General features: G+C 40.6%; 14 protein-coding genes. 3 read left to right on the forward strand and 11 right to left on the reverse strand.

Annotation, left to right across the window (positions count from 1 at the left end; translation table 11 throughout):
- The 5 genes from lpxD to ACGE0T_RS03385 all read right to left on the reverse strand — a co-directional run bounded on the left by lpxD (position 1) and on the right by ACGE0T_RS03385 (position 5,247).
- The gene (lpxD, locus tag ACGE0T_RS03365; RefSeq protein ID WP_459189127.1) at positions 1-1,041 is read right to left on the reverse strand and encodes a UDP-3-O-(3-hydroxymyristoyl)glucosamine N-acyltransferase; all 1,041 of its coding nucleotides are present in this window, start codon (positions 1,039-1,041) and stop codon (positions 1-3) included.
- A 92-nt stretch (positions 1,042-1,133) separates the two neighbouring features.
- Complete coding sequence (pyrF, locus tag ACGE0T_RS03370; RefSeq protein ID WP_459189128.1) at positions 1,134-1,976, reverse strand: orotidine-5'-phosphate decarboxylase; 843 nt, start codon at positions 1,974-1,976, stop codon at positions 1,134-1,136.
- Between the two features lie 29 nt (positions 1,977-2,005).
- Positions 2,006-3,115, reverse strand: a complete 1,110-nt coding sequence (gene prfA, locus ACGE0T_RS03375; protein ID WP_459189129.1) for a peptide chain release factor 1 — start codon at positions 3,113-3,115, stop codon at positions 2,006-2,008.
- A 9-nt stretch (positions 3,116-3,124) separates the two neighbouring features.
- Positions 3,125-4,291: an AIR synthase related protein gene (locus ACGE0T_RS03380; protein WP_459189130.1), complete on the reverse strand. Its 1,167-nt coding sequence runs from the start codon at positions 4,289-4,291 to the stop codon at positions 3,125-3,127.
- A 44-nt stretch (positions 4,292-4,335) separates the two neighbouring features.
- Positions 4,336-5,247 carry a glucosaminidase domain-containing protein gene (locus ACGE0T_RS03385; RefSeq protein ID WP_459189131.1) on the reverse strand — a complete coding sequence of 304 codons (912 nt, stop codon included), beginning with the start codon at positions 5,245-5,247 and terminating at the stop codon, positions 4,336-4,338.
- 88 nt (positions 5,248-5,335) lie between these two features.
- On the opposite strand from ACGE0T_RS03385, the gene cdd reads away from it, so the two are divergent.
- Positions 5,336-5,821 carry a cytidine deaminase gene (cdd, locus tag ACGE0T_RS03390; protein ID WP_459189132.1) on the forward strand — a complete coding sequence of 162 codons (486 nt, stop codon included), beginning with the start codon at positions 5,336-5,338 and terminating at the stop codon, positions 5,819-5,821.
- A gap of 760 nt (positions 5,822-6,581) precedes the next feature.
- On the opposite strand, the gene ACGE0T_RS03395 is transcribed toward cdd, so the two are convergent.
- The 4 genes from ACGE0T_RS03395 to ACGE0T_RS03410 form a co-directional block, all read right to left on the reverse strand.
- Positions 6,582-8,330: a phospho-sugar mutase gene (locus ACGE0T_RS03395; RefSeq protein WP_459189133.1), complete on the reverse strand. Its 1,749-nt coding sequence runs from the start codon at positions 8,328-8,330 to the stop codon at positions 6,582-6,584.
- Positions 8,331-8,439: 109 nt separating this feature from the next.
- Complete coding sequence (locus ACGE0T_RS03400) at positions 8,440-10,122, reverse strand: M23 family metallopeptidase (protein WP_459189134.1); 1,683 nt, start codon at positions 10,120-10,122, stop codon at positions 8,440-8,442.
- 50 nt (positions 10,123-10,172) lie between these two features.
- Positions 10,173-11,204 (reverse strand): endonuclease/exonuclease/phosphatase family protein, encoded by a 1,032-nt coding sequence (locus tag ACGE0T_RS03405; RefSeq protein ID WP_459189135.1) that lies wholly within the window; start codon positions 11,202-11,204, stop codon positions 10,173-10,175.
- Positions 11,205-11,220: 16 nt separating this feature from the next.
- Complete coding sequence (locus ACGE0T_RS03410) at positions 11,221-12,693, reverse strand: aminoacyl-histidine dipeptidase (protein WP_459189136.1); 1,473 nt, start codon at positions 12,691-12,693, stop codon at positions 11,221-11,223.
- 148 nt (positions 12,694-12,841) lie between these two features.
- Between ACGE0T_RS03410 and ACGE0T_RS03415 the strand changes: the two genes are divergently transcribed.
- Both ACGE0T_RS03415 and ACGE0T_RS03420 read left to right on the forward strand, forming a co-directional pair.
- Positions 12,842-13,060: a hypothetical protein gene (locus tag ACGE0T_RS03415; protein ID WP_459189137.1), complete on the forward strand. Its 219-nt coding sequence runs from the start codon at positions 12,842-12,844 to the stop codon at positions 13,058-13,060.
- A gap of 29 nt (positions 13,061-13,089) precedes the next feature.
- A complete protein-coding gene (locus tag ACGE0T_RS03420) occupies positions 13,090-13,695 on the forward strand; it encodes an OmpH/Skp family outer membrane protein (RefSeq protein WP_459189138.1) in 606 nt (201 codons plus the stop codon).
- A gap of 327 nt (positions 13,696-14,022) precedes the next feature.
- Here the strand turns inward: ACGE0T_RS03420 and ACGE0T_RS03425 are convergent, their stop codons facing one another.
- Together ACGE0T_RS03425 and ACGE0T_RS03430 are read right to left on the reverse strand one after the other, a co-directional pair.
- Positions 14,023-14,346, reverse strand: coding sequence for a hypothetical protein (locus tag ACGE0T_RS03425; RefSeq protein WP_459189139.1), 324 nt, complete (start codon positions 14,344-14,346; stop codon positions 14,023-14,025).
- A gap of 4 nt (positions 14,347-14,350) precedes the next feature.
- Positions 14,351-14,653 (reverse strand): FtsB family cell division protein, encoded by a 303-nt coding sequence (locus ACGE0T_RS03430; RefSeq protein WP_459189140.1) that lies wholly within the window; start codon positions 14,651-14,653, stop codon positions 14,351-14,353.
- Between the last annotated feature and the right edge of the window lie 20 nt (positions 14,654-14,673).

Raw genomic sequence — 14,673 nt, forward strand, 5'->3', positions numbered from 1 at the left:
TTATTTATTAAGTTCCTTTTTTAATTCTTCTATCTCGCGTTGCATTTGTCCCATAGTCCGGTACATTTCAGGTAAACGGCCGAAAATAGCACTGGAACGCATAAATGCTTTTGCATTAATGGCGGGCGCACCCAATAAAGTAGTAGCTTCCTTTACGTCACTGATTACACCGCATTGTGCACCGAATACCACATGGTCTGCTACATGGATATGTCCGGAAAGTCCGACCTGTCCGCCAAACATACAATGGCTGCCGATCTTTACAGAACCGGCAATACCTACCTGTGCAGCCATTACTGTATTTTCTCCAACTTCTACATTGTGAGCGATTTGTACCAGATTATCGAGTTTTACGCCACGTCGGATAATTGTCGAATCCATAACCGCACGGTCTATAGTCGTATTAGCTCCGATTTCAATATCATCTTCCAATATAACATTGCCGAGTTGTGGTATTTTATTGTATTTCTCACCTTCGGGAGCAAAGCCAAAACCATCCGAACCGATAACGCAACCAGCATGAAGGATACAATTATTACCGATTATACATCCGTCATAAATGGTTACATGCGGATAGATAATACAGTTATCTCCGATTGTTACGTTGTCTCCGATATAAGCATTCGGATAAATGCGGCATTTATTTCCCAGTTTTGAATTTTCGCCGATATAAGCAAAATTGCCGATATAACATTCTTCACCCATAGATGCGGATGCTGCGATGAAAGCAGTCGAGTTAATACCGGCTTTTTTTTCTTTTGCTTTTTCTACCATGTTAAGCAGGATAGCCAGTGCACTGTAGGCATTGTCAACTTTCACTAACGTGGCTTTTACAGGCTCACTCGGTGTAAAATCATTGTTCACTAAAACAATACTAGCCTCAGTATTATAAATATAGTGTTCGTATTTCGGATTAGCGAGGAATGTTAATGTTCCAGGTTTTCCTTCCTCTATTTTCGAAAAATTATTTACTTTTACTTCAGGGTTGCCTTCGACGGTTCCCCCTAAAACACTCGCTATTTGTTGGGCTGAAAACTCCATTACTATTCAGTTAATTGTATTTATTTGCAATTGCCCGGTGCTGTTTTTCCCAGGACAGTTTGCAAAAATGGTAAAAAATATTGGAATTACCCTTATCCTTTACAAGGAATAATTCCTTTATCATGCAGATAACCTGCCATTTCGCGCTGTACGGTTTGTGCGGCTTCACGTGCAAAATCTGCAAATTTTTCTGATTTATCTACATAAATAATCGCTCTGGACGAATTTACCAGCAAACCGCATTGGTCGTTCATTCCATATTGAGCTACTTCTGCCAGGCTTCCGCCTTGTGCCCCGACTCCGGGAACCAAAAGGAAGTGGTTAGGAACATATTTGCGGATGTCGAGAAACATTTTTCCCTGTGTAGCACCGACTACATACATCATTTGTTCGTCATTCGCCCATTCTTGAGATTTTTTCAATACTTTTTCAAACAGCCGTTCGCCATTTGCATCTTCAGTCAGTTGAAAATCATGCGAACCTTTGTTTGATGTCAGGGCCAGCAATATAACCCATGCTTCCGGATAAATAAGAAATGGCTTTACGCTATCTTCTCCCATGTAAGGAGCTACAGTAACTGCATCCACCTTAATGTGGTCGAAGAAAGAACGTGCATACATTTCCGAAGTATTTCCGATATCGCCGCGTTTGGCATCGGCAATGATAAACTGGTCCGGATAGTTTTCCCGCAAATAAGCAACAGTCTTTTCAAAAGCCAGCATGCCTTTTACACCCATGCTCTCATAAAAAGCCAAATTCGGTTTGTAAGCTACGCAAAAATCAGCGGTAGCATCAATAATTGCTTTGTTAAATGCGAAGATGGGATCTTCTTCTGCAAGTAAATGCTGCGGGATTTTCTTTATATCGGTGTCAAGCCCTACGCAAAGGAAGGATTGTTTCTTCTTGATATTTTCAAATAATTGTTGCTTGTTCATATTGTGTTGTCTTTTAGTCTAAAGTATATTTATAATTCGGACTCTTTTAACCGTTCTGCATTTTCCGCCACAATTAAATGGTCCAGGCAATCTTGAATTTCACCATCCATAAAAGCAGAAAGATTATATATCGTATAATTTATACGGTGATCGGTGATACGTCCTTGCGGATAATTATAGGTCCGGATTTTAGCAGACCTGTCGCCTGTAGAAACCATCGTTTTACGTTTCCGGGCGATATCATCCATATATTTCTGATGTTCTTTATCATAAATGAACGAACGCAAGCGGGTTAATGCCCGTTCTTTATTTTTGGGCTGGTCGCGTGTTTCTGTACATTCAATCAAGATTTCCTCACTTTCGCCTGTATTTGGATTTCTCCAGACATAACGCAGGCGGACACCCGATTCAACCTTATTTACATTCTGGCCACCGGCGCCACCGGAACGGAAGGTATCCCATTTGATTTCTCCTTCGTTTATTTCAACGTCAAATTCATCGGCTTCGGGAAGCACAGCTACGGTTGCTGCAGAAGTGTGGACACGTCCTTGTGTTTCTGTTGCCGGTACACGCTGCACACGATGTACGCCAGATTCATATTTTAATGTACCGTAAACTTTTTCTCCGCTGACGGTGAAAATGATTTCCTTGTATCCTCCCGCAGCACCTTCGCTACAACTGGACAAAGAAACTTTCCAGCCTTTCATTTCGCAATACTTGACATACATGCGATATAAATCACCGGCAAAAAGGGCTGCTTCATCACCACCCGTTCCCCCGCGTATTTCAACGATGGCATTTTTATCATCTTCCGGATCGGCTGGAACCAGCAGCAGCTTGATTTTTTCTTCCAGTTCCGGGATACGTGCCGTGCAACTTTCCAGTTCTTCACGTGCCATATCCCTCATTTCCTGATCTTGCTCCGAATCCAAAAGTTCGCGGGCTTCTTTGATTCCATCCAACGTCCTTATGTATTCTTCACGAGTGGATACCAGCATTTCCAGTTCGCGATATTCTTTATTCAACTTGACGTACCGTTTCATATCGGCTATAACCGCCGGGTCGGTAATCAGTGTACCGATTTCTTCGAAACGGGCTACCAAGCCATCTAATTTCTCAAGTAAACTGTTTTCTGCCATGTATAGATATCAGTATGTAAAGCGACCGTTTTCGCTTTCGATAATCAGTTCGTTCTTTTCTGCTTCCTCTACGAAGCCTACAATTTGTGCATCGATACCAAAACTCTTTGATATTTTAATCACTTCTTCTGCATATTCCGGTGCAATGTAGATTTCCATCCGGTGTCCCATATTGAAAACCTTATACATTTCACTCCAGTCCGTACCGCTTTGTTCCTGGATAATACGGAAAAGAGGAGGAATTGGGAACAGATTATTTTTTACGATACGTTTGTTTTCAACGAAGTGTAAAACTTTAGTCTGTGCACCCCCTGAACAGTGTACCATTCCATCGATATGCTGGCGCAATTTATCCAGCAATACTTTGATAACAGGTGCATAAGTACGGGTAGGAGAGAGTACCAGTTTTCCGGCATCTATACCTAATTCTTTTATTTTATCCGTTAATTTCAGATTCCCGGAATAAACAAGTTCGTTCGGAACCGCAGCGTCATAACTTTCAGGATATTTGTCTGCCAGATATTTTGCAAAAACATCATGACGGGCTGAGGTCAGGCCATTGCTGCCTGTTCCGCCATTATATTCTTTTTCATAAGTGGCCTGCCCGAAAGAGGCCATACCAACAATTACATCACCGCCTTTTATGTTTTTATTGTCGATAACGTCAGAACGTTTCATACGGCAGGTAACCGTACTGTCTACAATAATGGTGCGGACCAAGTCGCCGACATCGGCTGTTTCACCGCCGGTAGCATAACAACCGACTCCCATTTCCCGAAGCTCAGCCAGCAGTTCGTCAGTCCCGTTGATAATAGCAGAAATAACCTCTCCCGGAATTAATAATTTGTTCCGCCCGATAGTTGAGGAAACTAATATATTGTCTACTGCCCCTACACACAGTAAATCGTCGATATTCATGATAAGGGCATCTTGTGCAATACCTTTCCAAACAGAAAGATCGCCGGTCTCTTTCCAATACATATAAGCCAGTGACGATTTGGTCCCGGCTCCGTCGGCGTGCATAATATTGCAGTATTCAGGGTCACCACCCAGAATGTCAGGGATAATCTTACAAAATGCTTTGGGAAATATTCCCTTGTCGATGTTCTTGATAGCGTTGTGAACATCTTCTTTTGAAGCGGATACACCGCGTAAATTGTAACGTTGGTCGCTCATTGTTTTTGCAAATTTGTCGGCAAAGATACTATTTTTTGTCTTATTTATCTAAGTTTTAGTACATCTCCTTCTTCCGGTACATAATCCCCGTCCTTTTTGTTCATCTTATACAAACTCTTAATTTGTATTCCATATTTCTGTGAGATGCTATGCATGGACTCTCCGACCTGTACAACATGGTCGTAAGCCGGTTTGTCCGCTTTCTTTTTCTTCTTTTCCAGATAGATGATATCTCCTTCCTGCAAAGGAAAATCCTCCGGTATTTCATTGAACTTTTTCAGCTCTTTAACTTTAAAGTCCAGGCTCCTGGCTATATTTTCCAAATTATCATTGTCTTTCGCATATACATATAATAATCCGAATGTCCGGTAGACCGTATATTTAGAAACAGGAACAGGCTGCTTTTGTTTTGTTCGTGTACTTTTTATGCCTTTCGCGCTATCGTAGCGGTATAATTCATAGTCTTCGATAACCTTGATTAGTTTATTGGCATAAGCGCGGTCTGTTGCATAACCGCATTTTTGCAATCCTTTTGCCCAGCCTTTATAATCTTTGATATTTAATTTGAACAGTGGAGCATAACGGGGACGGTTTACTAAGAAAAGTGCATGGTCCTCATAAGAATCTTCTACTTTGGGATATTTGCGGAAACATTCCCCTTTGTAATCGTCATCGTGGTATACACGTTTACCGCCCCAATCCGAATGGCATTTTATACCGAAGTGGTTATTTGATTTGCGTGCCAGTACACTTTGACCGGCTCCGGACTCAAATATGCCCTGTGCCAGTGTAATACTTGCCGGAATACGGTATTTTTTTTGATGCCGGATAGCAATGTCGCTATATTGTTTGATGTACTTCTCGTAGGAAGGTATTTTTCGTTGCCCTTCTGCTTCGGTATTTAATGCAAATGCAAGAACGGCGGTTAGAAAGAGTATTCGTAATGTGAACCGCATAGCTGTTTTTTGACTGTAAATAATAAATCTCACAAAGATAATTATTTTAGAATACATATATTATATTTGTTACTTTAAATACATTTCTATGAAAGAGATCCGAATAGACACCCGCATAAGAATTTATGCTCCGGGAGAGTTGCAGGAAACGGAACAAATGTTGCTTACTGCCGCTTTGGAAGCTACTGAACATTCTTACGCTCCTTATTCCCACTTTCGTGTAGGAGCTGCAATATTATTGGAAAATGGGATTGTTGTAACCGGTAGTAACCAGGAAAATGCCGCTTATCCTTCCGGTTTGTGTGCGGAGCGGGTTGCGTTGTTTCATGCCGGTCACCAATATCCGGATGTTCCGGTAGCTATTCTCGCAATAGCGGCTGTAGCAGAAGGAAAACAGGTGAAAAGTGTTTCTCCTTGTGGGGCCTGCCGTCAGGTTTTACTGGAAATGGAACAGAAGTCGGGTAGGTCGATGAAAGTTTTGCTTTGCGGAACAGAAGAAGTGATAGCAGTAGAAAGTGCGGAAGCTTTGCTTCCTCTTTGTTTTGGAAGTAAAGATTTAGGTAAAGGAAATTAATTCGCTTTTCCAACTTTCCAGGCTTTTGGTAGGTCTGCATTTTGTCGTTTTGACATTTTGACAAAATAGCCTTGTTCTCCTTGCGATGTATGAGCTGGGATACGAGAAAGCTTCGAAATAGGCTGTTCTCGTGAGGTTTGGTTTTGCCTGTTTGCTGCTGATAATGCTGTGTGTCTTACTGATTGATATAATACTGATATTGATTTATGGGGACGGATTTTACGGAAAACACAGATTAATACATGTTGTATCTTTATGAATCCGTGTTTTCCGTGAAATCCGTCCCCAAACATATTGTTGTGTTTATCTGGAGATGACAATCTATTTGATATCTGTATAAGGGTTGGTTTTCTATCCATTCCAGTGTTACCTGTCTGCCCAATAACATCAAAAAACAAAGCATATATGTTTCAATTTCAAAACATATATGCTTTGAAATCAAAATATACATGTTTTATCTGCGCAGATAGTTGTTTTTTAGTGCGCAGATAATTGGAATTAGTTGCGGAAACCATTGGAATTATACTTCGAATACATGGAAATAGGTTCCGGATAGTGTATAAAATCCTCCTTTTTAACACAAAAAAGAGTCCGGTTCTCCCTGGAAATTCTCTTACAGACCCCTTTTGAGTTAGTGAAAAAGGCTTTATTTATTCAATGTGTTATGAGAAGAAATAAAAGGCTGACATTATGTAAAACAAAAAAAGGGCTTGCCTGATTAGCCAGACAATCCCTTTTATATATGAATTTTAGTTCAGTATCAGATACCCAATGATGCTTTAATGGCTTCAATCTTTTCGGTAGCAGCTTTTTCGGCAGCAGGAAGTTCTTCGAGGCTATTTACTTTGGAGTGAACTTCACAATAGAACTTAATCTTAGGTTCTGTGCCGGAAGGACGGATAGAAACTTTCGTATTGTCTTCCGTGAAGTATTGGAGCACGTTGGAAGTTGTAGGCATATCCAATGTCAATGTCTCTTTTTCGGCATAGTCAAAGCCTTTCAATGAAGCATAATCGTAGAAGTAAGCCACTTTTGAACCGGCGATTTCCTGCAATGGATTTTCGCGGAACTTTTTCATCATCGCTTCAATTTCTTCTGCACCGCTCTTACCTTTCTTAACGACAGAGATACCTTTTTCTTTAGAGAAACCGTATTGTACATAGATTTTCTGCAACAACTGGTACATTGTCATGCCCTGGTCTTTTGCCCATGCTGCTATTTCTGCAAGGATGGCACAAGCTGAAACGGCATCTTTATCGCGAACGAAGTCTTCGCAGAGGAAGCCATAGCTTTCTTCACCACCACCGATATAGCTTTTCTTGCCTTCGTTCTTTTTCATTACATCGGCAATCCATTTGAAACCGGTATATACATCGTATAACTCTACTCCGTTCTGTTCTGCGATAGTACGGATTAGCTCTGTTGTTACGATAGTTTTTACAATATATTCCTTTCCTTTTACTTTTCCGAGTTCTTTCCAGCGGGTAATCAGATAATAAACGAACATCAATGCTGTTTGATTACCATTCAGCAGTACCCATTCGCCTTCATTGTTCTTAACTGCTGCACCTACACGGTCTGCGTCAGGGTCGGAAGCCAATACCAGTTCGGCATCAGTTTCTTTTGCTTTTTCCACTGCCATAAATAGAGCTGCCGGTTCTTCGGGGTTCGGAGAAATAACTGTAGGGAAATCTCCGCTTACGACATCCTGTTCGGGAACGTGGATGATGTTCGTAAAGCCGAAAGCTTTCAAGGTAGGAGGAATTACAGTAACACCTGTACCATGAATAGGGGTATAAACGATTTTCATGTCATGGTGACGGGCAATGGATTCCGGAGACAAAGAAATCGTTGTCAATTCCTTTATATATTGTTCGTCAATTTCTTTACCGATGATTTCGATCAGTTCCTTATTGCCTTTGAACTTGATATCGCTTGCATTACGGATTTTGTTTACTTCGGCAATCGTATTACGGTCGTGCGGAGCAATCATCTGAGCACCATCGTCCCAATAAGCTTTATAACCGTTATATTCTTTCGGGTTATGGGAAGCTGTCAGGATAATACCGCTTTGGCATCCCAATTTACGGATTGTATAAGACATTTCCGGAGTTGGACGAAGGTCTTCGAATAAGTAAACCTTAATGCCGTTGGCAGAAAAAATATCGGCTGATATTTCAGCAAACTTACGGCTGTTGTTACGGCAGTCATGACCGATAACCACTTTAATTTGGTCTAATTCAGCGAATTCTTGTTTCAGATAATTAGATAAGCCTTGTGTGGCAGCACCTACCGTATAAATATTCATGCGGTTGGTTCCAACTCCCATGATGCCTCTCAACCCGCCGGTTCCGAACTCCAGATCTTTATAAAAAGATTCGATTAACTCTGTAGGGTCTTCATTGTCCAACAAAGCTTGTACCTGAGCGCGGGTTTCAGCGTCATAACTTTTAGTAAGCCATGTTTGGGCTTTACTTCTTACCATTTCTAACAGTTCGTTGTTTTCCATGAATATGCTTTATATTTAGTTGTTTTACAAACTTATTAACGAAAACAAAAATATGCGAATAAATTGTTTAATGCAAATTTATAAGCTTCATATTTTCAAAATAGTTGTCCTACCAGACAAAAGGATAAGTGTAATGGGAACGGTTTCCCGCAGCGTCTTTGACCTCGAGTGTAAGTATATGTTCCCCCTTTTTTAACCGTTCGCTGTCGAATCTATATGTGATGACCGATTTATTGTTCATTTCAAAAAGAATAAATTTGCCATCAACTTCTCCACGATACGTCTGGACTCCGCTTAAATTATCGCTTAAACGGAAAACAAAGGCTTTTTTATTAACCCATGTTGCGGGATTGATTGGAGTGACGACTGGTGGTACGGTATCTTGGGCTATCGTATAACTTCCCAGTTCCTTGATATCAGCATCTATCCATCCGTTGCGGTATTTGCCGCCAATCCATGAGTACCGTCCGTTCTGTACGCGTACAATGCCATATAATTGTTTGTTTTCCAGTGAGTCCTGTTGCAGGCGGATGGATAATTGCGCCGATTTGTGGATTGCCACGGGACTGTTATGTAAAATGTGGGTTGCCGCCAATGCTTGTTCGTTTTCTTTTACGGCATAACGGAAATAAAGGTCATTGTACAAATTCCCTTGAGGGATGGTAAGACGGATGCCTTTGGCTCCGAAACGGTTTTCGCTTCCCCAATGGAATAGTTCGGTTCCTGTAGTTTCCGGATGAGGAATATCCTGCTCTTTTCCATCAATCCATACAGATAGTTTCGTCGTATTGCCGAAAGCATCGGCAAGTGTATAAACCAAATGGTAAGTACGTTCTTTATTGATATGGAGAATGCCTCTGTTTACACTTTCTATAAAACGCAGGCGATTGCCTGGTTCGACAAAGCTTCTGATATAAAAAGAGCGGTGGTCTTTCCATTCTTCATAATCAGTGAAGCTGTTTAGGTAGCGTGTTTCATCAAAAGCATATTGGTTTAGGTTACTGTGAAAAATAACCAGGCTGTCTGCCGTCAATGTAATGTCTTTTACACCGTAGATATTGGCTGTATTATCCATATGGTCATAAGTCTTTACGGCAAGCCCTATATCTCCCCACGCTTCTATTTTTCCGGTGAGAACGTGTTTGCCATCTTTGGCTGTTACCGGTTTTAACTCCAGTTTCTTTGCTTTCCCGTTTACAACGCCGGACCCTTCCATGGGAACAATCAGAATCCCCTGTATTTTAGGAGGACGGGTATCAGTGATACGGTCCATGAAATAATTTAGCGGGTCCATAACCTCTTCGCTTTCCGTGTCTCGTACTTCAAAATGTAAATGGGGACCTCCGGAACTTCCGGTATTACCGCTGAGGGCTACAACTTCCCCTTTTTCGACAGGCAGGGTATCCGGCGGCAGGATAAGGTTTACGTTGAAACTCTCTTGTGCATATTGTTGCTCTTTTACATAATCCGCAATTTTTTTTGAGAATCTTTGTAGATGACCGTATACGGTAGTCGTTCCGTCCGGATGGGTTATGTAAAGTCCGTTGCCATATCCCCAAGGGCTTACGGATATACGTGAGACATAACCTTCTTGTACGGCATGGACGGGTTTTCCTTCGACTCCCTGTGTTTTGAAGTCGATGCCGGAATGGAAATGGTTGCTTCTTAATTCTCCGAAATTACCGCTTAACAGGATAGGGAAGTCGAACGGATTGCGAAGTTGCTGAGCTTGCGATTGATAAGAACCGGTACAGAGCAACAGTGCTGCCAGAAAAATATGTTTAATATTCATTGATCTCATTTTTATGAAAACAAATGTACGGAAAAAATAAATACCGGAAATTATTTAACACGAATCGTAAAATCCAGGAGTAATGGTAAATGGTCACTGTATCCACCTTCGTACTTGAATCCGTAATAGGTACGGAAAGGGCGTTCTCCCCGCCAGGTTTTATCTTTTATCAATAGGAAAGGATGGGCATAAATACGGAAACTGTTAGGTTTTGTATGCATGGCGGCAGTACTGTCGGTTAGTGAGGAAGAAATGATAACCTGGTCTATCTTGCTCCATTCGCCTTGATATTTGTGACTTCCCGGAGGGGATACGGGTCGGTATCCGGAATACATATTATGGAGAGTGAGAGAAGAAGAATCGGGCAGGGATTCTTCTCCGATTAATTTTTTACGGATACTTTCATTTTCTGGGGTATCGTTAAAATCACCCATAATCAGGATTTGGGAATGTTTCCGTATTTGATGGAGAGAGTCGCAGATTGTACGTAAGGTCAGGGCTGCATCGAATCTGTCTGTTTCGCTTTCTTTTTCTCCTCCATAGCGAGAAGGAAAATGGCAGACAAAAACGTCTAATGTGTCTCCGGAAATAACTTTGCCCCACACGTGCAGGATGTTCCGGGTATGTTTATGCTTTTTACGGCTAAAGCGTACCGGATATTCTGTATTTCCGAGATAGCCGAATTTGTCTTGTTGATAAAGTAAAGCCACATTGATGCCACGGATATCATTTCCATGTGTCATGCAATAGTGGTAATTCTGTAGTCTTAAGGGGGTACGATGCAACAGGTGGGTTAATACGGTATCATTTTCAACTTCGCATAATCCGACTAAAGCAGGGGTGTCCCATTCTCCGGCCGCAACAATCACTTTGGCGATTTGCTGTAGTTTGTGATAATACCGTTTGTTTGTCCAATGCCGGTTACCGGAAGAAAGAAAATCATTATCTTCTTTTTGAGGATTGTCTGCGGTATCGAACAGGTTTTCTACGTTGTAACTCATTACCCTGAAATCCTGTTGTTGGGCAGTTGTCCATAGAGGGAACAGAGTAAAGAAGAAAAACATAGTTAAGGTTTGGTTCATATTTGTTGTTTATCAATTATTTCGCAGGAATGCTCTTTAGTAATTCCAACAGGTGCGTCCACCATAAACCAACCGTGTCAATCTGTATGCGTTCGTTTGGTGAATGGACATCACGCAGTGTCGGACCGAATGAAATCATGTCCAGATGCGGATATTTTTCAAGGAATAAACCACATTCCAATCCGGCATGAATAGCCATTATTTTAGCTTCTTTATTAAATAAGCGTTTGTAGGTTTCCTGGGCAACTTCCAGTATTTGTGAATCCGGATTAGGCGCCCAGCCCGGATAACCGTCGCCATGGGTTACAACTGCACCTGCCAATTTGAATACAGAAGCTACTTGGTTTGCAATCATGTTCTTGTAAGATTCAATCGAACTGCGTTGGCTTGTTCCTACAACAATCATATGGTCTTTACCTTCCGCATCGGATTTCATTTTAACAGAAGCCAGGTTCGTTGATGTTTCAACCAGACCTTCGATGTCGTGACTCATTCCGATTACACCATGCGGGCAGGCATGAAGTGCCCAGATTAGTTTTTCGGCTTCGGTATTGCTTAAGCAGGTAGCCGGACGATCTGTTGATTCCATGGAAATCCGTACATTCGGATCAACATGCTTCAGTTCGTTTTCAACATCTGCCGTGTAATTATTTAATAAAATACGGGCTTTTTCTTTGTCTTCGGAATATAACCCGATAACTGCGTGGGCTTCACGGGCAATGGCATTACGCAGGTTACCTCCATCGATAGAACATAGAGCAAAATCTGCTTCTTTAGCTAATAAGTAAAGGTAACGAACCAGTATCTTATTTGCATTACCCAAGCCTTTGTGTATTTCACCACCTGAATGCCCGCCGTTTAATCCTTTGATATTGATAGTGAAATATTGCATATCCGGATTGGTCTTGCGAGGCATGTAATGGAATATAGCCTGTGTATCTTTACCTCCGGCACAACCCATGAAAATTTCTCCTTCGTCCTCGCTATCCAGATTCAACAGGATTTCACCTGTCATAAATCCTTTTTCAATTGCTTTGGCTCCGGTCAGGCCTGTTTCTTCATCTACAGTGAATAAACATTCAATAGGACCATGTTCGATGTCGTTGGATGCGAGAACTGCTAATTCTGCAGCAACACCGATGCCGTTGTCTGCTCCCAATGTAGTTCCGTTCGCGCGCAACCAGTTACCGTCTACGATCGTTTCGATCGGGTCGTTGTCGAAATCGTGTTTGGTATCATTATTTTTTTCGCAAACCATATCCATATGCGACTGTAAAATAACCACCGGTAGATTTTCTTTTCCAGGAGTTGCCGGCTTCGACATCAAAATGTTTCCTACGGCATCTTTTTTAAGGGCTATATGATACTCTTTTGCGAATGATTCTAGAAATTCAATCATTTTTCCTTCCTTTTTGGAAGGACGTGGTACTTGTGTAATCTGATGGAAGAACTTCCATACGATTTCTGGCTTTAAATCTGTAATCTTCATAATGTTACAATATATTATTGATACTACTTATATAGTTAATTATATTCCTTCAAAAGGAGTCGTATATGAAAAAAAGTAGAATTAAATATCAAAAAGGTACTTTCTATTCACTTAAACTCTTATATTTGCGTTCACAAATATAGAAAAAATGCTTACAACGTTATTGATTACAGCTATAATTCTTGTTATTTGCGTTGTGTTACTGTCTGTAAAAGTTTTGTTTAAAAAGGGAGGGAGGTTTCCTAATACACATATAGAAGGTAACAAAGCGCTGGGAAAGAAAGGTATTTATTGTGCTAAAACCCAGGACAAGTTAGATAGCAGGCAGAAAAATCTATATGATAAACTGAATGAAATAGAAAAATAAAAAATAAAAAGAGATTTAATTTACACTTTATGAAGAACATTAACTACGTTATTAATGGTGTGCTGGCAGTCGCTGTCGTGATCTTGTTTGTTATGCAGTTTTCCACAAAAAAGGAAGCTTCTGTCGCTCCGGCATTTGCTGCAAATGGTGATTCAACGAGTTTGCTCCCGATCGCTTATGTCAATGTAGATTCTTTGTTACAGAATTACAATTATGCAAAAGACCTGAACGAACGGATTGTAAAGAAACAGGAAGATTATCGTGCAAATATTAATCAGAAGATGAAAACTTTGCGTGCAGAAGCTGCAGATTTCCAGCGAAAACTTGAAAATAACGCATTTTTGACTCGTGCAAGAGCTGAAGAAGAGAATCAGCGTCTGATGAACAAGCAGCAGGAACTTCAGGAGAGCGCTGCTAAGCAGGAACAGGAATTGGCTGCGGAACAGTTGAAGTTGAACGAACAACTTCGTGATACGATTGTAGCTCAGCTGACTGTTTATAATAAAGATAAAGGTTACCAGTTTATCTTTAGTAACACAATGGGTGACAATATCCTGCTGGCTAATCCGGCTTATGATATTACCGCCGAGTTGTTGGAGATTCTGAATAAGAACTATTCATCTTCTTCCAAATAAGGATAAGTAAACAATTTATTATTATATTGAACCGGTATCCTGTCAGAAGGGTACCGGTTTTTTTTATGCGATGGTTGCTATATATAAGGTAGCCCTCTATACTGTAATTTGATTACGTACTTTTAAAAAATCGACGCGTACTTTCACTGAAAAGTACGCGTCGATTTTTTCTTTTGATAGATGTTAAAAGAAAGAAATACTTATATGGAACTTATTAATTATAATTGTCAAAAGAAAAAACAACAACGGTCGAAAGTATTTTTCGTCGGTTTGAAATCCTCAAAAATAGGCGTCGAATTTAAAAAAGAACCTGTTGTTTTGTGGATTTTATTTCTTTGGAGAAACAAATGCTGTGTAAAGTTGTAAAATAGCAGAGATGGTCAGGCAGATAATCCATTCTTTTCTTTGACTGAACATAAGTGCAGATGCTACTAATCCAAGAAAACCTGCCATAATATTAGAACGATGTAAGCGTTTCGTCCGGAAATCCATGTCTTTGGTTGGAATCGTTAAGTAGTAAATAGCAATACCAGCAGTACCTACGGCAAACAGGTAGGGAGCTACAGTTTGAAACTTCAGGTTTAGAATGGCACCTGCCAGTACGAGAATTGCGGAAATATTAAAAATAGTCGCTTTTATTTTTTCGTTCATTTATTTATTTCTTGATGATATATACGTCTTCATTCGGTTTCTTCATGTAGTATTCTTCGCGGGCAAAGCGTTCAAGGCCTTCTTTGTCTGTGTGAAGGTCATTTAATTTCTTGCTGTTTATTTCAATTTCTTTCTGGTAATGTTTGATTTCCTTTTCCAAACTACGGATTTTTTCGTCGTATGTGTAACGCTTGTACAGATTACTGTCGCCCACGGTAAAAGTAAGCGCAAGAAAACCAATGGTTACCAGCCAATAGGCGTTAATCCTGGATAAATACTTGTTGTAAAACTCTTTTATGCGTGACATCGTAACATCATTTTTGCAAA

The organism is Parabacteroides sp. APC149_11_2_Y6 (assembly GCF_054506995.1).

Excerpts from the sequence above, each read along its gene's own strand:
- lpxD (WP_459189127.1), bottom strand. The coding sequence starts at position 1,041 with ATGGAGTTTTCAGCCCAACAAATAGCGAGTGTTTTAGGGGGAACCGTC.
- pyrF (WP_459189128.1), bottom strand. The coding sequence starts at position 1,976 with ATGAACAAGCAACAATTATTTGAAAATATCAAGAAGAAACAATCCTTC.
- prfA (WP_459189129.1), bottom strand. The coding sequence starts at position 3,115 with ATGGCAGAAAACAGTTTACTTGAGAAATTAGATGGCTTGGTAGCCCGT.
- ACGE0T_RS03380 (WP_459189130.1), bottom strand. The coding sequence starts at position 4,291 with ATGAGCGACCAACGTTACAATTTACGCGGTGTATCCGCTTCAAAAGAA.
- ACGE0T_RS03385 (WP_459189131.1), bottom strand. The coding sequence starts at position 5,247 with ATGCGGTTCACATTACGAATACTCTTTCTAACCGCCGTTCTTGCATTT.
- cdd (WP_459189132.1), top strand. The coding sequence starts at position 5,336 with ATGAAAGAGATCCGAATAGACACCCGCATAAGAATTTATGCTCCGGGA.
- ACGE0T_RS03395 (WP_459189133.1), bottom strand. The coding sequence starts at position 8,330 with ATGGAAAACAACGAACTGTTAGAAATGGTAAGAAGTAAAGCCCAAACA.
- ACGE0T_RS03400 (WP_459189134.1), bottom strand. The coding sequence starts at position 10,122 with ATGAATATTAAACATATTTTTCTGGCAGCACTGTTGCTCTGTACCGGT.
- ACGE0T_RS03405 (WP_459189135.1), bottom strand. The coding sequence starts at position 11,204 with ATGAACCAAACCTTAACTATGTTTTTCTTCTTTACTCTGTTCCCTCTA.
- ACGE0T_RS03410 (WP_459189136.1), bottom strand. The coding sequence starts at position 12,693 with ATGAAGATTACAGATTTAAAGCCAGAAATCGTATGGAAGTTCTTCCAT.
- ACGE0T_RS03415 (WP_459189137.1), top strand. The coding sequence starts at position 12,842 with ATGCTTACAACGTTATTGATTACAGCTATAATTCTTGTTATTTGCGTT.
- ACGE0T_RS03420 (WP_459189138.1), top strand. The coding sequence starts at position 13,090 with ATGAAGAACATTAACTACGTTATTAATGGTGTGCTGGCAGTCGCTGTC.
- ACGE0T_RS03425 (WP_459189139.1), bottom strand. The coding sequence starts at position 14,346 with ATGAACGAAAAAATAAAAGCGACTATTTTTAATATTTCCGCAATTCTC.
- ACGE0T_RS03430 (WP_459189140.1), bottom strand. The coding sequence starts at position 14,653 with ATGTCACGCATAAAAGAGTTTTACAACAAGTATTTATCCAGGATTAAC.